The sequence below is a fragment of the Silanimonas sp. genome, from assembly GCF_027530345.1.
In the GTDB taxonomy this organism is placed as follows: domain Bacteria; phylum Pseudomonadota; class Gammaproteobacteria; order Xanthomonadales; family Xanthomonadaceae; genus Silanimonas.
On record NZ_JAPZQK010000003.1, the window covers coordinates 1 to 15,972 of the forward strand.

The 15,972-nt window shown below is 70.6% G+C and carries 12 protein-coding genes and 1 pseudogene; 6 read left to right on the forward strand and 7 right to left on the reverse strand.

Translation table 11 applies throughout. The features are described 5' to 3' along the window. Together O9255_RS01210 and O9255_RS01215 are read left to right on the forward strand one after the other, a co-directional pair. Positions 1–141: pseudogene (locus tag O9255_RS01210) on the forward strand (IS1595 family transposase); the annotation flags it as partial. A gap of 72 nt (positions 142–213) precedes the next feature. Further along, positions 214–1,563, forward strand: coding sequence for an FAD/NAD(P)-binding protein (locus O9255_RS01215; RefSeq protein ID WP_297865002.1), 1,350 nt, complete (start codon positions 214–216; stop codon positions 1,561–1,563). Here the strand turns inward: O9255_RS01215 and O9255_RS01220 are convergent. The 3 genes from O9255_RS01220 to hemF form a co-directional block, all read right to left on the reverse strand. Next, on the reverse strand, positions 1,560–3,449 hold the full coding sequence (locus O9255_RS01220; RefSeq protein ID WP_297865003.1) for a hypothetical protein: 1,890 nt from the start codon (positions 3,447–3,449) through the stop codon (positions 1,560–1,562). The genes O9255_RS01215 and O9255_RS01220 overlap by 4 nt on opposite strands. A 117-nt stretch (positions 3,450–3,566) precedes the next feature. Continuing rightward, positions 3,567–3,701, reverse strand: coding sequence for a hypothetical protein (locus O9255_RS01225; RefSeq protein ID WP_297865004.1), 135 nt, complete (start codon positions 3,699–3,701; stop codon positions 3,567–3,569). Positions 3,702–3,740: 39 nt separating this feature from the next. Beyond that, positions 3,741–4,652: an oxygen-dependent coproporphyrinogen oxidase gene (gene hemF, locus O9255_RS01230; protein WP_297865005.1), complete on the reverse strand. Its 912-nt coding sequence runs from the start codon at positions 4,650–4,652 to the stop codon at positions 3,741–3,743. Between the two features lie 122 nt (positions 4,653–4,774). Between hemF and O9255_RS01235 the strand changes: the two genes are divergently transcribed. After that, positions 4,775–5,695: a pteridine-dependent deoxygenase gene (locus O9255_RS01235; protein ID WP_297865006.1), complete on the forward strand. Its 921-nt coding sequence runs from the start codon at positions 4,775–4,777 to the stop codon at positions 5,693–5,695. Here the strand turns inward: O9255_RS01235 and O9255_RS01240 are convergent. Beyond that, positions 5,692–6,039: a helix-turn-helix domain-containing protein gene (locus O9255_RS01240; protein WP_297865007.1), complete on the reverse strand. Its 348-nt coding sequence runs from the start codon at positions 6,037–6,039 to the stop codon at positions 5,692–5,694. The genes O9255_RS01235 and O9255_RS01240 overlap by 4 nt on opposite strands. Before the next feature lie 81 nt (positions 6,040–6,120). Here O9255_RS01240 and O9255_RS01245 point away from each other — a divergent pair, with 81 nt between their 5' ends. Then, positions 6,121–6,684, forward strand: a complete 564-nt coding sequence (locus O9255_RS01245) for a hypothetical protein (protein WP_297865008.1) — start codon at positions 6,121–6,123, stop codon at positions 6,682–6,684. A gap of 14 nt (positions 6,685–6,698) precedes the next feature. On the opposite strand, the gene O9255_RS01250 is transcribed toward O9255_RS01245, so the two are convergent. Together O9255_RS01250 and O9255_RS01255 are read right to left on the reverse strand one after the other, a co-directional pair. Further along, positions 6,699–7,760 (reverse strand): calcium/sodium antiporter, encoded by a 1,062-nt coding sequence (locus O9255_RS01250; RefSeq protein WP_297865009.1) that lies wholly within the window; start codon positions 7,758–7,760, stop codon positions 6,699–6,701. Next, entirely contained in the window at positions 7,757–10,141 is a 2,385-nt protein-coding gene (locus tag O9255_RS01255; protein ID WP_297865010.1) for a S9 family peptidase, read from the reverse strand. Before O9255_RS01255 ends, O9255_RS01250 begins: the two co-directional genes overlap by 4 nt. Positions 10,142–10,268: 127 nt before the next feature. Between O9255_RS01255 and O9255_RS01260 the strand changes: the two genes are divergently transcribed. Both O9255_RS01260 and O9255_RS01265 read left to right on the forward strand, forming a co-directional pair. Then, positions 10,269–10,523, forward strand: coding sequence for a YcgL domain-containing protein (locus O9255_RS01260; protein WP_297865163.1), 255 nt, complete (start codon positions 10,269–10,271; stop codon positions 10,521–10,523). Then, positions 10,516–13,884, forward strand: a complete 3,369-nt coding sequence (locus tag O9255_RS01265) for an ankyrin repeat domain-containing protein (RefSeq protein WP_297865011.1) — start codon at positions 10,516–10,518, stop codon at positions 13,882–13,884. Before O9255_RS01260 ends, O9255_RS01265 begins: the two co-directional genes overlap by 8 nt. Positions 13,885–13,959: 75 nt before the next feature. Here O9255_RS01265 and rho read toward each other — a convergent pair whose 3' ends face one another. Further along, complete coding sequence (gene rho, locus O9255_RS01270) at positions 13,960–15,807, reverse strand: transcription termination factor Rho (protein ID WP_297865012.1); 1,848 nt, start codon at positions 15,805–15,807, stop codon at positions 13,960–13,962. Between the last annotated feature and the right edge of the window lie 165 nt (positions 15,808–15,972).

Below are 15,972 nucleotides of genomic sequence, written 5' to 3' on the forward strand. Positions count from 1 at the left end.
CGGCTGAAGGGTTGGATCGCCCGATTCCATGGCGTGGCGACGTCCTATCTGCCGAACTATCTGGGCTGGTTCCGCGCCTTGGAGCGGAACGCCCAAACCGGCGCAGGAGCCGCATCATTGCTCAGGTTGGCCATGGCGTGACCGAATCAACCACAATCAACGCGAACAGCGCCTTTTATTTTCCGATCCCGGCGGCTTGTGGCATAAGGCCGCATGACCGCGATCGACGCTCCCTACGACCTCGCCGTGATCGGCGGCGGCCCGGCGGCCGTCGCGACCGTGCTGGCGGCCCAAGCGCTGCAGCCGCAGTGGCGCATGCTCTGGTGTCGCGGGCCCGAGCATTCCGCTCGCGGCTATCTGCCGGCGTATGGCGGCAACAGCCTGCTGCATCGACTGAACGTGCCGGTCGAGCGCATGGGGCTCGACGCCGAAGCGCCGGTCGATTTCTTCGACTGGCTGCGCCGCGAACACCCGGAGCGCGACGTCTTGCCCGGGCAGTTCGTGCCGCGCCGCTGGTTCGGTGAGTACCTCGCGGCTCGCGTGCAGGCGTCCGATTCCGCGAGCTGCTTCGGCGCCGTGCGTGCGCTTCGGAAGCATGACGACATGTGGCGCATCGATTTGGGCGACGGTGGATCCGAGGGACAACGCGCGTCCGCGCCGACGGCCCGTCGCGTCGCGCTCTGCCTCGGCATGCCCGCAGGGCTGCCCATGCCGCATGCGCCGCGGCATTGGGTCGCTGACTCGTGGGCGTGGTGGCGCGCGCTGCCGGCCAACGGCGTGCCGCTCCGAGATAACGACACGGTGCTCGTCGTGGGCAGTGGCCTCACCGCCGTCGACATGGTGCTCGGCCTGCGGGAGCGCGGCTTCCGTGGGCGGATCCGCGCCGTCTCACCGGGGGGGCGCTGGTCGCAGGCGCATGCCCCGGCCGCGCCGCTGGCGCCCGACGTGCGCGAAGCCCTCGACGAGGCGCTCGACGAAGCGATCACCGCGCGCGACGTGCTGGGCGTACTCCGTCACTTCGCGAGCAGGCACCCGTGGCGCGCCGTCATCGACGCCTTGCGTGCCGACACCAATGCGCGCTGGGCGGGCCTTGCGCCGGACGAGCAGCGGCGCGTGCTGCGCCACGTCTTCGGAACCTGGAACCGCCATCGCCACCGGATGGCGCCCGACGTGTGCGCGGCGCTCGATGCCGACGCTGCCCTCTCGCTGGAGCCCGGCCGCATCCGCGTCGATGCCGAAGGCCGCATCATCAAGCGCGATCGCTTCGGCGAAACCGTCCTAGATGTTGCGCTCGCGTTGGACTGCCGCGGCCCGGGCTTCCGCGCCGCGCTGGCTGGCGATTCGCTGTTGGCGCGACTCGTGCGCGACGGCGTGCTCGAAGCGCACCCGCTCGGCACCGGCGTGCGTACGCCCGCCGACCCGAGCCTTACCGTCATCGGCGCCGCGCGTTTCGGCGAGCGATTCGAGACCAGCGCCGTGCCGGAACTGCGCCAGCAGGCGGTGGAGGCCTTGAGGTTCTTCGGGTCAGGGCCGAGAGCGATGTGCGGGGTGATTCCGGCCTAGCGGCAGCCGAAGGGCGCGCCGAGACGATCCGTGGGGAGCGCCTGTCGCCAACCGCCGACGACGGGGCCGGTGAAGTCCACTGCCGCCCCGATGGTCGTCAGTCTCGGAGTCCCGCCGACCGTGCTGAACTCACGCGAGAGCCAACCGACCGCTCGACTGGTGGTTGGCGTCGCGTCGCAACTTGGGCAGAAGCCGGCGACCTGCAAGGCAACGATGCTTCGCGCCACGGACGTGAATCTGTCCTGCGCGGTAATCCAGCGAGGAAGGCCCTCCCCGTCGTAGAGGTAGGCCAAGTGGAATTCCTGATCCCTGATCATCTGGACGCTGTAGCCGAATCCCGAGCGAAGCGGTGAGTACCATTGGCCGTTCACATCCAACGCGACGCCATTCAAGGATTGAGCGCAGCCCGTCGGGCCGAGGGGCACCATGGGTTCGGAACCACCGATGCCATCCAGCGTCCAAGTCATTTCCAGCGTTTCACCGCCCGTGGACGAAAGCTGGACATGGCCCGCGTCGGCAAAGTGCGAGCGCTCGCCATCCCAGGCGACGCGCCACAAGGGCGCGCTCCAGAGCGTGTCCCGCGTTGATGCCAGCGGCCTCCTCGCCTGCGCGTAATACCAGGTGGGCAGGTCATCGTCATCGTAGGCGTACCAGATCAGGACCCAGTCTCCACCGGCGGGAGACAGCGAGAACCCGTGCCCTGGGCGGTGGGGGTTGAAGTAGTGGCCGAAGCGGGGCGTGTTGCCGCGCGCCGCGCTGCCAAAGGACACGTTCACGTCCAGGTGCATCGCCAACGCCGAAACAGGACGCACGTACCAGACGCCCGGCGCCAGTGTTCCGGCTGGAATCGTGCGTCGTTCGCGACTTCTTCCGGTGTTCGAGGCGGGCTCGTCATCGATCACCACGTCGGGGCTCGCATCGTGGCGGATTCCGTTGATTGCGGCATGCGCGGGGTCGCGGCGTCCTCGGTAAAGCTCGACTCGCAAATCTGCGGGAGGCCGCGGTGAGGCCGCGCTGAACAGCGTTCCCGCCACATCGATCGTGACCGCTGCGCCGTTGTCCGGAATGATGATCGGTACCCCGTTCAAGAACCGCCTGGCGCCGTACGTGCCGGCCAACGAGAACTGCGTGTCGGTCGCGGTCATCCTCGGCGAGAGCGGGGCAAAGGAACGGCCGGCGTGCCCGAATGTCTTGAGCATGAAGCCGCGGATGGGGCGGGCGCCGTCACGCACCTCGACGACGTGCGCTATCCGCGAATCCGGCCCCCACATCCGGTCATCCCACGCGAACCTCAACCGCGATGTCCCGGAGGGCGAGACCTTGGGCGTCACCTGAAGCGTCCGCGTGGTGATGTCGGTGATGCCGAGGACGGCATCGATGTAGACGCGGGTTCGCCTCCTGGTCGACGGCGCGACGATCAGGTCGATCGTGTCGCGCGAGGTGCTTTCGCGGGTGGTCGAGCCCGTCAGCTCGCTGACGCGGAACACGTGGTTGCATCCGCCTGTTGCGGTCGTCGTGCTCCAGTTCGTTGGGCATTCGAGGCGCCCCGCCGCATTCCTCAATTGGAGGGACAGCGGGAGCCCGTCATCCGCCGTGGCGACAACCGACAGGCGCAGGAACTCTTCGGGCCGCATTCCCGTGGGCAGTCTCACGAGGCCCCACAGCGCCTCCGTGCTTCCGTCGGCGCGCAGTTCTGCCTCGCCCGCGTATGCGGAAACATGCCCCGTTGCCACGACCTGGGCTCGCAAGTCATTCGTCGGCGGGAGGCCCCTGAGAACATAGTCCGCGTACCCTTGGTCATCACCGCTATAGGTTCCCAGCGGGCCATCCAGGACAACAGGCGTTGCCGCCCAGGCCTCGAGCGAAGCGATATCGGCGACGAGCATCAGGAACAGGGCCGCGCGGCAGGCGCGGCGAACGGGGGGGGCAAGCACGGGGGGAGTTCCGTCTCTAGGGCTGCGCCATTTTACAGCCACGCCCCCGGCACCGGGTGCGCCTCCCGCCTAGCCTCGCCAGCTGCCCGCTTCGCGCTCGTTCCCGCACTCGAAGTGCACGCGTTGCGAGCGCAGGATCAAGCGCTTTACTGGCAGGACGGCGAGCGCCATCAGGGCGCTGCCCGCAAGCATCCTTGCGGTCATGGGGGATTCCTGGGTGGGGCGCGAAAGCTTATCGCGAAGCTATGCCCACTCCCTCGGCACCAGGTACTCGGCCAGCTTCGCCTCGTCGCTTCCCGTCTCCGGCACGTAGCCGTACTCGAAGCGCACGCGCGGCGGCAGGCTCATCAGGATGCTTTCGGTGCGGCCGCCGCTCTGCAGGCCGAACAGCGTGCCGCGGTCCCACACGAGGTTGAACTCGACGTAGCGGCCGCGCCGGTACAGCTGGAACTCGCGCTCGCGTTCGCCGTAGGGCGTGGCCTTGCGCTTCGCGACGATGGGCAGGTAGGCGTCGAGGTAGCCGTCGCCGACGGCGCGCTGGTAGGCGAAGCTGCGCTCGAAGCCGTCGGCCTGCAGGTCGTCGAAGAACAGCCCGCCGACGCCGCGGCATTCGTTGCGGTGCTTGAGGAAGAAGTACTTGTCGCACCAGGCCTTGTGCTCGGCGTAGCGCGTGGCGCCGAAGGGCGCGCAGAGGTCGCGGGCGACGCCGTGCCAATGCCGCACGTCCTCGTCGACGGGATAGAACGGCGTCAGGTCGAAGCCGCCACCGAACCACCAGATGGGGTCGCGACCTTCGGGGCGCGCCTCGAAGAAACGCACGTTCGCGTGCGAGGTCGGCACGTAGGGGTTGCGTGGGTGGATCACCAGCGAGACGCCGACGGCTCGCCATGGTGCGCCCGCCAGTTCGGGGCGATGCGCGGTGGCCGAGGCGGGCAGGGTCGTGCCGCTCACGTCGGAAAAGCCCACGCCCGCCTGCTCGAACACCGCGCCTTCCTTCATCACCCGCGAGCGGCCGCCGCCGCCTTCCGTCCGCGCCCAAGCGTCCTCGGCAAAGCGGCCCTCGCCGTCCTCGGCCTCGAGCCCCGCGCAGATGCGGTCCTGCAGGCCCATCAGGTAGTCGCGGACGGCGGTGAAGTTCGGGCTGGGGGCGCTCATGCGGGTCCTCGGAGGCATCGATGGCGCGCAGTCTAGCGGCCCCTGCCGTCGAGCCCCCTTGCGCGGGGTCAAGGGGGCTGCGCCGCTATACTTCGCGGCCTTCCGAATCGCCCCGATCCGCCTTGCGCGTTTCCGACCGCCCCGACGCCGCTCCCCTGCTCGACTTCGACTTCGTCGATGCCGCCCTGCCGTGGCGCAGCGGCTGCGCGTGGCTCGGCGGCGCGCGACGCGAGGCCTGGCTGTCGGACCGGCCGCTGGAGGCCGGATCGATCGGTGCGGGCGTGCTGCGCCGATCCGCCGGCGCGTGGGCGGTGTTGGGCCTGCACCGGCCGATGGCCGGCGGCGACGTGGCGGCGGAGTCGGAAGCCGCCTACCGCGACCTGCTCGCCGCCGCGCGGCCCAGCGCGCACCCCTACTTGATCCGCATCTGGAACTACTTCGGCGCCATCAATGCCGGCGATGGTGACAGCGAGCGCTACCGGCGCTTCTGCGTCGGGCGCAACGCGGCCGTCGATGCGATGTTCCGTGATCCGCCGCCGGCGGCCACCGCCATCGGGGCGCCTGATCCCGGCGCACCGCTCAGCGTCGTCGCGCTGTGCAGCGCGCAGCCCGCCATCGCGCTGGAGAATCCGCGGCAGACGCCGGCCTGGCAGTACCCGCGCGAATACGGCCCGGTGCCGCCGGGCTTCTCGCGCGGCGCCGTGCTGCGCGACGGCGACGGCGCCACGCTGCTGGCCTCCGGCACGGCGAGCATCGTCGGCCATGTCTCGCTGCACGCCGGGGATGTCGTGGCCCAGCTCGACGAGAGCCTCGCCAACCTGCACGTGCTGCTCGACGAGGGCTCGCAGCGCAGCGGCGAACGTTTCCGCATGGAGGGCCTGCAGGCCCTGCGCGTCTACCTGCGCGACGCCGACGCGATGCCGGCGGCACAGGCGCGTCTCGAGGCGACTGGCCTGCCGCTGGCCCGCGTTGCCTTCCTGCACGGCGACGTCTGCCGTCGCGAGCTCGACGTGGAGCTCGAGGGTGTGTTCGGCGTGCGCTAGCGGGGAAGGCACCGCCGCTCGAGGCGCTGCTCGCCCCAGGCGGCAACGGGCACGAGAAGCGCGACCAGTGCCGCACCGTCGGTGGTGATCAGGTAAAGCGTTCCCGTGCCGCCCTCGTCGGACGCCGCCGCGATGAGCCCATCGGACACCAGCGCGCGCAGCTGGGTGGATAGCACCTCGCGGGAGACACGACCCAGCGACGCCTTCAGCCCGCTGAAGCTCGCGGGCCCCTGGTCCAACGCGTAGAGGATCCGCGCCTTCCACTTGCCCCCGACGAGCGAGAGCACCTCCTCCAGAGGGCAGGGGTCCAGCGGCGGCCGCTTCTTCGTGTAGGGCTTTCGCATCGAGTCAGAACATTCTGTCGTCGCCCCGGGGGCATGCAATGTCTAGGATCGCCGCCTGCCCGCAGACCGGACAAGCCGCTCGTGACCCCCATCGCCATCATCACCGTTTCGCCGCTGGTCGAGACGCTGCTCGAACCTCACGCTGCGCTGATCGGCAGCGACCTGCCCGGATACCGGAACCACATCCTTCGGGTGCTGACCTACACCAATCACTTCCTCGGCGGGGACGAGGCGCACCGCACCACCATCGAAGCCGCCTTGGCCTTCCATGACATTGGGCTGTGGGTGGCCAAGGACCTTGCCTATCTGGCGCCCTCCGAGCATCTGGCGAGGCAGACGGTGCGCCAGCGGCAGCTCGCGGTGGATGTGGAGCTGATGGTCGCGTTGATCCACTGGCACCACAAGTTGACGCCCTACCGCGGGCCGAACGCGAGGGTGGTCAATGCGTTGCGCAAGGCGGACTGGGTGGATGCAACCCAAGGGCGGCTGCGCAAGGGGCTGAGCGCCGAACACATCCGTTCGGTGGAGGCCGCGTTGCCTGACCTTGGCTTCCACGATGCGCTGATGCGCCTCGCCGGCGACCTGAGCGGTGGCCGGCGATGGCTTGGCTTGTTGAGGGTCTTGCGGGGCGTCTACCGGCCGTAACGCGCCCCGTTGTTTCACGCGCCTTGGCGTGACCGGCGTGCCTTCAGCTCGCGGGCCAACACGATCAGCAGCGTGATCACCGTGAGCGGCACCACGAACCACATCATCGCCTGGCTGAACACGGGCAGGGCCTCATGCTCGGTGGCGGCGAAGACGAGGTACACGGTGTAGGCCACGTAGTAGCCGAGGAACAGGGCGCCTTCCCAGCGCTGGATCGTGTAGCCGACGAAGAAGATCGGCAGGCAGGCCACCGCCACGGCCATCATCACCGGGAAGTCGAAGTTGATCGCCGCCTGCGATACCGGCAAGCCTGCCGGCGCCACCATCGCGGTCAGGCCGAGCACGGCGAGGATGTTGAAGATGTTGCTGCCCACGACGTTGCCCACGGCGATGTCGCGCTGGCCGCGGATGGCCGCGGTGACCGAGGTCGCCACTTCCGGCATCGAGGTGCCGGCGGCGACGATGGTCAGGCCGATCACCAGCTCGCTGACGCCCATGGCCGTCGCGATCGTGATGGCCGCGCTGACCAGCCACTGCGAGCCGAGCACCAAGAGTACCAAGCCGACGAGAATGAGACCGATGTCCTTGGCCCAGTGCCCGTCGGCCTCGATGGCCTCGCCGGTTTCGCCGCTGGCCTTGCCGACGCGGATGGCGAGGATGCAGTAGCCGATCACGCCGGCGAACAGGATGGCGCCCTCCCAGAAGGCGATGCGGCCGTCCATCGACAGCAGGAAGGCTAGCACCGACACACCGATCATCAGCGGCACGTCGAGCTTCACGAGCTGCTTGCTCACCACCAGCGGCGTGATCAGCGCCGACAGGCCGAGGATGAACAGCACGTTGAAGATGTTGCTGCCGACCACGTTGCCGACGGCGATGTCGGCTTCGCCCTTCCAGGCGGACGACACCGAAATGGCCATCTCCGGCGAGCTGGTGCCGAAGGCCACGACCGTGAGGCCGATCACCAGCGGCGAGATGCCGAAGCCGGCGGCGACGCGCGAGGCGCCCTTGACGAGCATTTCGGCGCCGACGATCAGCAGGGCGAGGCCGGCGAGGAGGGTGAGCGCGGTGATCATGGCTTCAGGGTCTCGTCCATCAATTCAAGGATGCGGCGGTACTGGTCGTACCAGCTTTCCGGCTGCACGTAGCTGTGGCGCTCGAGCGGATAGCTGGCCAGCTCCCAGCCCGGCTTCTTCAGTTCGATCAGGCGCTGCGCGAGGCGCACCGAATCCTGGAAGAACACGTTGTCGTCGATCATGCCGTGGGCGATCAGCAGGCGGCCCTGCAGGGCTTCCGCGTGCTCGATCGGCGAGCTGTCGATGTAGACCTGCGGGCCCAGCTCCGGGGTGTCGAGGATGTTGCTGGTGTACTCGTGGTTGTAGTGGCGCCAGTCGGTGACCGGGCGCAGCGCTGCGCCGGCCTGGAACACGCCGGGCGCCTTGAACATCGCCATCAGGCTCATGAAGCCGCCGTAGCTGCCCCCGTAGATGCCCACCCGGGCGCGATCCGCCTGGTGGTTCGCGACGAGGTAGTCGATGCCGTCCTTGTAGTCCTGCAGCTCCGGCGTGCCCATCTGGCGGTAGATCGCCGTGCGCCAGTCGCGGCCGTAGCCTTCCGAGGCACGGAAATCGAGGTCGAGGACGATGTAGCCGCGGTCGGTGAGCAGCTGGTGGAACATCTGCTCGCGGAAGTACACCGGATAGCGGGCGAAGACGTTCTGCAGGTAGCCGGCGCCGTGCACGAACATCACCACCGGATACTGCTTGCCGGGCTCCATCGTGGTGGGCGTGTAGAGCTTGCCCCAGATGCTGCCGGCGCCATCGCTGCTCGGCACCTGCACGAAGCGCGGCGCGCGCCACGGCATGGCCTGGAAGGCCGCCGTGCGCGTGTCGGTGAGCTTGCGCACGTCGCCGCCATCGATGCTGACCACGGCGGCCTGCGGCGGCGTGAACGAGGCCGACCAGCGCAGCGCGATCTTCGATCCGTCGGGCGACAGGGCGAAGTCCTCCACGCCATCGAGCGACGTGAGCTCGCGCACTTCGCCGCCGGCCACCGGCACGCGGCACAGTTCGTAGTCACCCGGCCATTCGCGGTTGCAGACGAAGACGAAGCTGGCGGCGTCGGCCGTGAGGACGGGCGACGAGGCTTCCCAGCGGCCGCTGGTGAGCGCCTTCGCGCGGCGACCGTCCTGCACGTAGAGGTGGGAGTAGCCGGATTCCTCCGAGAGCCACCACGCGCGGCCATCGGGCAGCACGCCGAAGTCGTTGAAGTTCCAGTTGATCCAGGCCGTATCGGTGAGGCGATGCACGGTCGAGAGCGCGGCGGTGTCGCGGTCGATGCGGACGATCCAGCGATCCTTGTTGTCGACGCTGCGCAGCATGGCCAGCGGCGCGCCGTCCGGGGCGAAACGCGCGTCCATCAGGCGCACGGCGCGCAGGCCCTCGAGCGCGGGCTGCTCGTGTTCCTTCTTCAGCGCGGCGAGCGGGTCGACGTCGATGCCGGGCAGGGCCTTGAGGTCGAGGTCGGTGACCGTGCCGTCGGCGAGGTCGACGAGCTTGAACGTCTGCGCGATGGGGGCGTTCCGACCCACGCGCGTGCGCACGTCCTCGGCGTCCTCGAAGCCATCCTCGTTGACGTAGCGCGGCATCTTGCCGCCGCGCCCGGCATCGGCGCCCTTCGGCTCCAGCGCCACCAGCAGGTGGCGGCCATCGGTGGAGAGGCTGCTCGCGGCGATGGTCACGTCGTCGCCGAAAAAGACGGGTGCGGCCACGCGTGTTCGGTCGCCGTCGCGCTGCGCCTTGGCCTCCGCGGCCAGGGCATCGCGGTCGGCGCGTTGGCGGGCGAGGGTGTCGATCAGTCGCAGTTCGGCATCGCGCAGCACGTCGGGCTTCGGCGCCGCCTGGGGATCCTTCTCGGCCTTCAGCACGGCGACGGTGCGCTCGCGCTGCGCGGCGAAATCGTAGGCGCGCCATTCGTCGCCGACGCGGTAGAACACCGCGTTGCCGTCGGCGGCGAAACGCAGGTCGGCTTCGTCGGCGGCGCTCTGCGTGAGCTGCTGGCGCTGGCCGGTGGCGAGCGTCACCACGAAGACATCGCCGTTGCGCAGCGTCGCCATGCGCGTGCGGCGGGCGTCGAAGACCGGGGCAGCGGCGTCGGCTTCCGCGGCATCGGCCGGTGCCAGCTTCACCGCGTCGCCGCCGGCCGCAGGCTGGCGGAACACGTCGCGCACCGGCGAGCCGGCGCGCTTCAGCGTGTAGGCCACGTGCTGCGAATCGGCGCTCCACCACAGCTGCTCCACCGGCGGGCCGATCCAGTCCGGATGCGACATCGCGAGGTCCAGCGTCAGCGGGGCGGGCGTGGGCTCGGCATGGGCGGGCAGGGCGACGGCCAGCGTCGACGCAAGCAGGGCAAGGCCGCGCATCGGGCGGGGCAGGGGCTTCGGCACGAGGCTCTCCATCGGGAAACGAGGGCGCGAGCCTAGCAGGGCCCCGCGCGCAGGCTGCGCGACGGCGCGCTGGTCACTGTGGCCGCCAGCGGCCACAATCGCCGCATTCCCAAGATTTGGCGCATTGCGCCGCCGCTCAATGCAGGCCTACGTCTACAAATCCCTCCGCAAAGCCGAGACCTTCGTCTACCTGCGCGAGCGCGACGCCTTCGGCCTGCTGCCCGAGGTGCTGCGCACCCAGCTCGGCGAACTGCGCTTCGTGCTCGACGTGGCGCTGACGCCGGAGCGCCAGCTGGCCCGCGAGGATGCCGCCGTGGTGCGTGCGAACCTCGCCGGGCAGGGCTTCCATATCCAATTCCCGCCGCCGCCCACCGACGGGAGCGCGGATGACTGATCCGCGGTCGACGCTGCAGCGCAGCCTCGCCCTTCCGCTGCTGCTCGTCGGCTTGGGGCTGGCCGTGTTGCCTGCGCTCTGGCCGGTCGGTGCGATGGCCGTGCTGGGGCCGTGGCTGGCCCAGCCCGCGTTGGCCCTCGGCATGGCCCTGCTGTCGCCCGCCCCGGAGTCCCCGGCGCTGCGCGTGTGGTGGCGCGACGCGATCACCTTGGCCGTCCTGTGGGGCGCCACGTTCGCCCTGCTGGGTCTCGGCTTCGCTTGGCCTTGGAGCAGCCTGCTCGAAACCGGCAGCCTTGCCGCCGCGCTGGGGCTGGGTGCGGTCGTGGGACTCGCGTGGACCGTGCTGTGGCGGCAATGGACCTTGTTCGCCATGGCCGCCCGCCAAGGCGGCGGCTTGGCCACACTCGCCGCCGCGGTGCCCGGGACCTGGTCGCTGCATCGGGGGCTGGCACTGGCCTTCGCGGTGCTCGCGGCCACGGTCGGGGCGTGGCTGATGGTGTGGCCGCCGCCGCGCCTGCTGTCCATCTGGTGGCTGGCGGTGCCCTATGCCGTCGGCCTGCTGGCGGTGCACGCCGCCCTCCAGCGTTCGGGCCATGCGCCCGAAGCACCGCCGCTGCCGCCGGAGCCTGTCGCTCCTCGGGTGCTCGAAGCCGAGGAAGACGAGGAACCCGCTTCGCCGCCCGTCGGCGACGTCTATGCCCATGCCCGCGCCGGCCGCATCGATGCTGTGATCGAAGCGCTCGATGCGGGCGCCGACCCGGACGCCCTGCCGGAGCCCGGTGCGCCCGACCAGCGCAGCCTGCCGATGCTCGCGGCCCTGCTGCCCGACCTGCGCCTGCTGCGTGAGCTGATCGTCCGCGGCGCCGACCTCAACCAGGAGCACGCCGGGCTGACCCCGCTGCTCGCGGCGACGCGCGATTCCTGGCACGGCCGCATCGACGCCGTGACCATGCTGCTGGCCAACGGCGCCGACCCGCGACGCGCCGACCGCGACGGCAACACGCCCCTGCACCACGCCGCGCGCAGCACCGATCCGGCGATCGCGGCCCAGCTGCTCGATGCCGGTGCCGATCTGCATGCCCTCAACGGCGAGGCGCAGCCGCCGCTCGCGCTGGCCCTGGCCTCGGGCAACTGGCGGGTCGCGCGCTTCCTTCTGGAACGTGGCGCCAAGCCGGAATCCCCCGGTGCGCAGCCGAGCCTGCTCGCCGCCGCCGGTGGCGACGACGACGACCCCGCGGGCGTGCAGCTGCTGCTCAAGCACAAGGCGAAGGTCGATTCGCGCGACGCCCGCGGGCGCACCGCGCTGCTCGAAGCGCTGGCTGCCGGCCATGCGGCGATCGCGCAGGTGCTGATCGACGCCGGCGCCTCGGTGGATGCCGCCGACGACGAAGGGCGCACGGCCCTGCTGGAGGCCGCGCGTTCGCCGAACCCGGCGCTGTTGCCGCTGGTGCTCGCCCGCCATCCCAACCCGGCGGCCCGCGACGTCGGCGGGCGCAACGCGCTGGCCCTGGCCTGCGAGGCCGGCGTCGAGCCGGAGCGCCTCAAGGCCCTGCTGGCCCTCGGCATCGATCGCGAGGCGCGCGACGCGGCGGGCCGTCGGCCCGTCGACCACGCCGTCGGCGGCGGGCGCTGGGCGCTGGTGGCCGTGCTCGATCCCGACTATCCGCTGCCGGGCGACCTCGACGAGGTGGCGCCGGGCACGGCGCTGAAGCCGGCCCGCGAGCGCCTCCGCGACGCGCTGCGGGCCCGCGATTTCCGCGCCGCGAAGGACGTACTCGGTGCCGAGGACGCGCCGGGCCGCGTAGCGCTCTCGATGCTGCTGCTGGAATTCGCCGATGCCGCCGGGATCGATGTCTTCGAATGGCTGCTCGAGCACGGCGCGCATTCTGACGATCGTGTGTCCGGCATGGACAGCGTGGGCCTGCTGCTTCTCGATCGCGGCCTCGATGCCGAACTCGGCCTGCGCGCGCTGCTGGCACAGGGCCAGACCCCGCAGGGCGTGGGTGCGGTGGCGCGCTGGCTGGCCGCGAACCCGCGCGAACCGTCGCGCGCGGCTGCCATCGGCCTCGGGCTGCTCGAACGCGGCGTCGACCCCTTCGGCCCCGCACCGAACGGGGACAGCGCCATCGGCCTCGCCGCACAGTTGCCCTGCCTGCCCGTGCTCGACGCGCTGCTGCAGCGCGGCGTCGATCCGGCGCAGCGCGACGCGCGGGGCCACACGCCGCTCCATCTGGCCGTCGCCCGCGGCCACGAAGCCGTCATCAAGCGCCTCGTCCGCCACGGCGCGCCGGCCGATGCACGCGCTGCCGATGGCCAGACGCCGCGCGGCGCGGCCCTTGCCCGTGGCCGCCGCGACCTCGCCGAATGGCTGGACTGGGGCCCCTGGAAACTGCCGGGCCGCGCGCTGCAGCCGGGGGATCTCCCGGCCGCGGCGATGGCCGGTGATCTCGGCGCCGTCGTGCGCCTTGTGGCGCTCGGCCTCGCGGTCGACGGTGTCGACGCACAGGGCTGCACGGCCCTGCTGCGTGCCGCCGGTGGTGGCCATCTCGCCATCGTCGACCACCTTCTGGGCCTGCATGCCCACACCGCCGTCGCGGCGCGCACCGGCGCCACGCCGCTGTCGGCGGCGATCAGCATGCGCCACGCCAACGTCGTCGATCGCCTGCTGGCGGCGGGCGCCGACCCCGAACAGGCCATGCCCGGCGGCGTCACGCCACTGATGCTGGCTTCCGCGCTGGGCCTCCCTGACCTCGTGTCGCGCCTGCTGCGCGCCGGTGCCGATGTCGCCGCGCGCGATGCACAAGGCCTGACGCCATTGCACTGCGCCGCGCTCTTCGCCTTCAACTCGCGCGAACGCGCCCGCGTGCTCGCGCTGTTCGACGCGCTGCTCCTGGCCGATGCCGACGCCGAAGCGACGAGCGCTTCCGAGCAGACCCCGACGCTGCTGCTGCTCGGCGCGCGCGCCGAGGCCGGCGCCAGCGTCGACGAGGATGTGCTGCTGGCCGCGCTCGATCGCCTGCTCAGCGAAGGCGTGTCCTTGGCCCACGTCGAGCACCGCGGCCTCACCGTCCTGCACCTCGCGGCGCTGCACGGCCTCGGCCGCATCGTCGAGCGGCTGCTGCGCGAAGGCGCCCAGCCCGCGGCCCGCGACCGCCTCGGCCGCACCCCGCACGACCTCGCCCTGATCCGCGGCTTCGTCGACATTGCCGCGCTCTTCCAGTCGGTGCGCCACGCCGAAGCGAAACCCGCGGCGGACGCCGGCACCGGAGACGCCGCGGCCGTGGTGCCGCCGCCGGCCGCGCCGGCGACCTCGGGCGTGCTGCCGTCGCTCGCGCGACTGCTTAAGCCGCGGGATCCGTGAAAACGACGAAGGCCCCGCATCGCGGGGCCTTCGTCGTTTCCGCCTCATCAGCGTCGCGGCTTTCGCCGCGTTGCCTCAGCGCTTCATGAAGTTGAAGAACTCGTCGTTCGACTTGGTGTTCTTCATCTTGTCGAGCAGGAACTCCATCGCGGCGAGCTCGTCCATCGGGTGCAGCAGCTTCCGGAGGATCCAGATCTTCTGCAGCATGTCCGGCTCGATCAGCAGCTCTTCGCGACGCGTGCCCGAGCGGTTGATGTTGATGGCCGGGTAGACGCGCTTCTCGGCGATGCGGCGGTCGAGGTGCACTTCGCAGTTGCCGGTGCCCTTGAACTCCTCGTAGATCACCTCGTCCATCTTCGAGCCGGTTTCCACCAGGGCCGTCGCGATGATCGTGAGCGAGCCGCCTTCCTCCACCTTGCGCGCCGCGCCGAAGAAGCGCTTCGGGCGGTGCAGGGCATTGGCGTCGACGCCGCCCGTCAGCACCTTGCCCGAGCTCGGCACCACGGTGTTGTAGGCGCGGGCGAGGCGGGTGATCGAGTCGAGCAGGATCACCACGTCCTTCTTGTGCTCGACCAGGCGCTTGGCGCGCTCGATCACCATCTCGGCGACCTGCACGTGGCGCGCGGCCGGCTCGTCGAAGGTCGAGGAGACGACTTCGCCGCGTACGGTGCGCTGCATTTCCGTCACTTCTTCCGGACGCTCGTCGACAAGCAGCACGATGAGGTGCACGTCCGGGTGGTTGGTGGTGATGGCGGTGGCGACCTGCTGCATCAGCATGGTCTTGCCGGCCTTGGGCGGCGAGACGATGAGCGCGCGCTGGCCCTTGCCGATCGGCGCCATCAGGTCGAGCACGCGGCCGGTGATGTCCTCCGAGCTGCCGTTGCCGCGCTCGAGCTTGAAGCGCTCGCGCGGGAACAGCGGCGTCAGGTTCTCGAACAGCACCTTGCCCTTGCTGGCTTCCAGCGGCTCGCCGTTGATGGTGTCGAGCTGGTTGAGCGCCACGTAGCGCTCGCCGTCCTTCGGGTTGCGGATGCGGCCGGCGATGTAGTCGCCGGTGCGCAGGTTGAAGCGGCGGATCTGGCTGGGCGAGATGTAGACGTCGTCCGGGCCGGCGAGGTAGCTCGCCTCGGCGCCGCGCAGGAAGCCGTAGCCGTCGGGCAGGATCTCGAGCACGCCGTCGGCGGCGACACCGTTCGGGTGGCGCGAGAGCACCTTCAGCAGCTGGAAGATGACGTCCTGCTTGCGCATGCGGGCGACGCCCTCATGCTGGTTCAGGCGCTCGGCGAGGTCGAGCAGCTTGAACGCCGGCATCCGCTTCATTTCGGTGAGCGAGGGCACCACGAAGCCTTCGGGGAACTGGAAGGACGGGCGCGGCTGCCAGTCGTTGCCGCCCTGGCCCTGGCCCTGACCCTGGCCGCCACCGGCCTGACCCTGGCCTTGGCCCTGGCCGCCCTGCGACGGGCCGCCGGCCTCGTCGCCCTCGGCGTCGTTCCGGAAACCGCCACCGCCGTTGCGGCGCTGCTCCTTCTGGCGCTCGCGGCGCTCCTTCATGCGCTGCTTGAAGCGCTCGCGGCGCGACATGCGGGGTTCGCCATTCGGGCCGGTCTGGCCGCTGGCGTTCGGGCCGCCGGGGCCGTCGTTGCCGCCGTCCTGACCGTCGTCGCCGTCGCCGTCGCCGTCGGCATCATCGCCATCCGGGCCGTCGTCGTCCTCGTTCATCGCATCGGCGATGACGTCGCGGACGGCGGCGCTGGTGGCGGTGACCGTGCTCGGCTCGGGCGCGGGCGGTGCGGCGACCGCTTCAGGCGCGGTGTCGGGGCTTTCGGCCGGGGTTTCGGCAGCGGCTTTGCTGCGGGTGCGGCGCGGCTTTTTTTCCGCGGCTTCGGCAGGCGCGTCGGCGCCTTCGATCTCGTTTTCGGACACGGGGAACTCTCGCGATGGCGAGTGGAGAAAGCTCAGGGGATGAGCTGGAAGGGGTGTGCGGGTGGCGTCGCGGAAAGGGCGTCGCGACCGCAGAAGTCGCCGGGACACTACACCCGGCAGAGGCCGCCCGGCAAGTCTCGGGCGGCCTCCGGTTCAGCAGGCGAG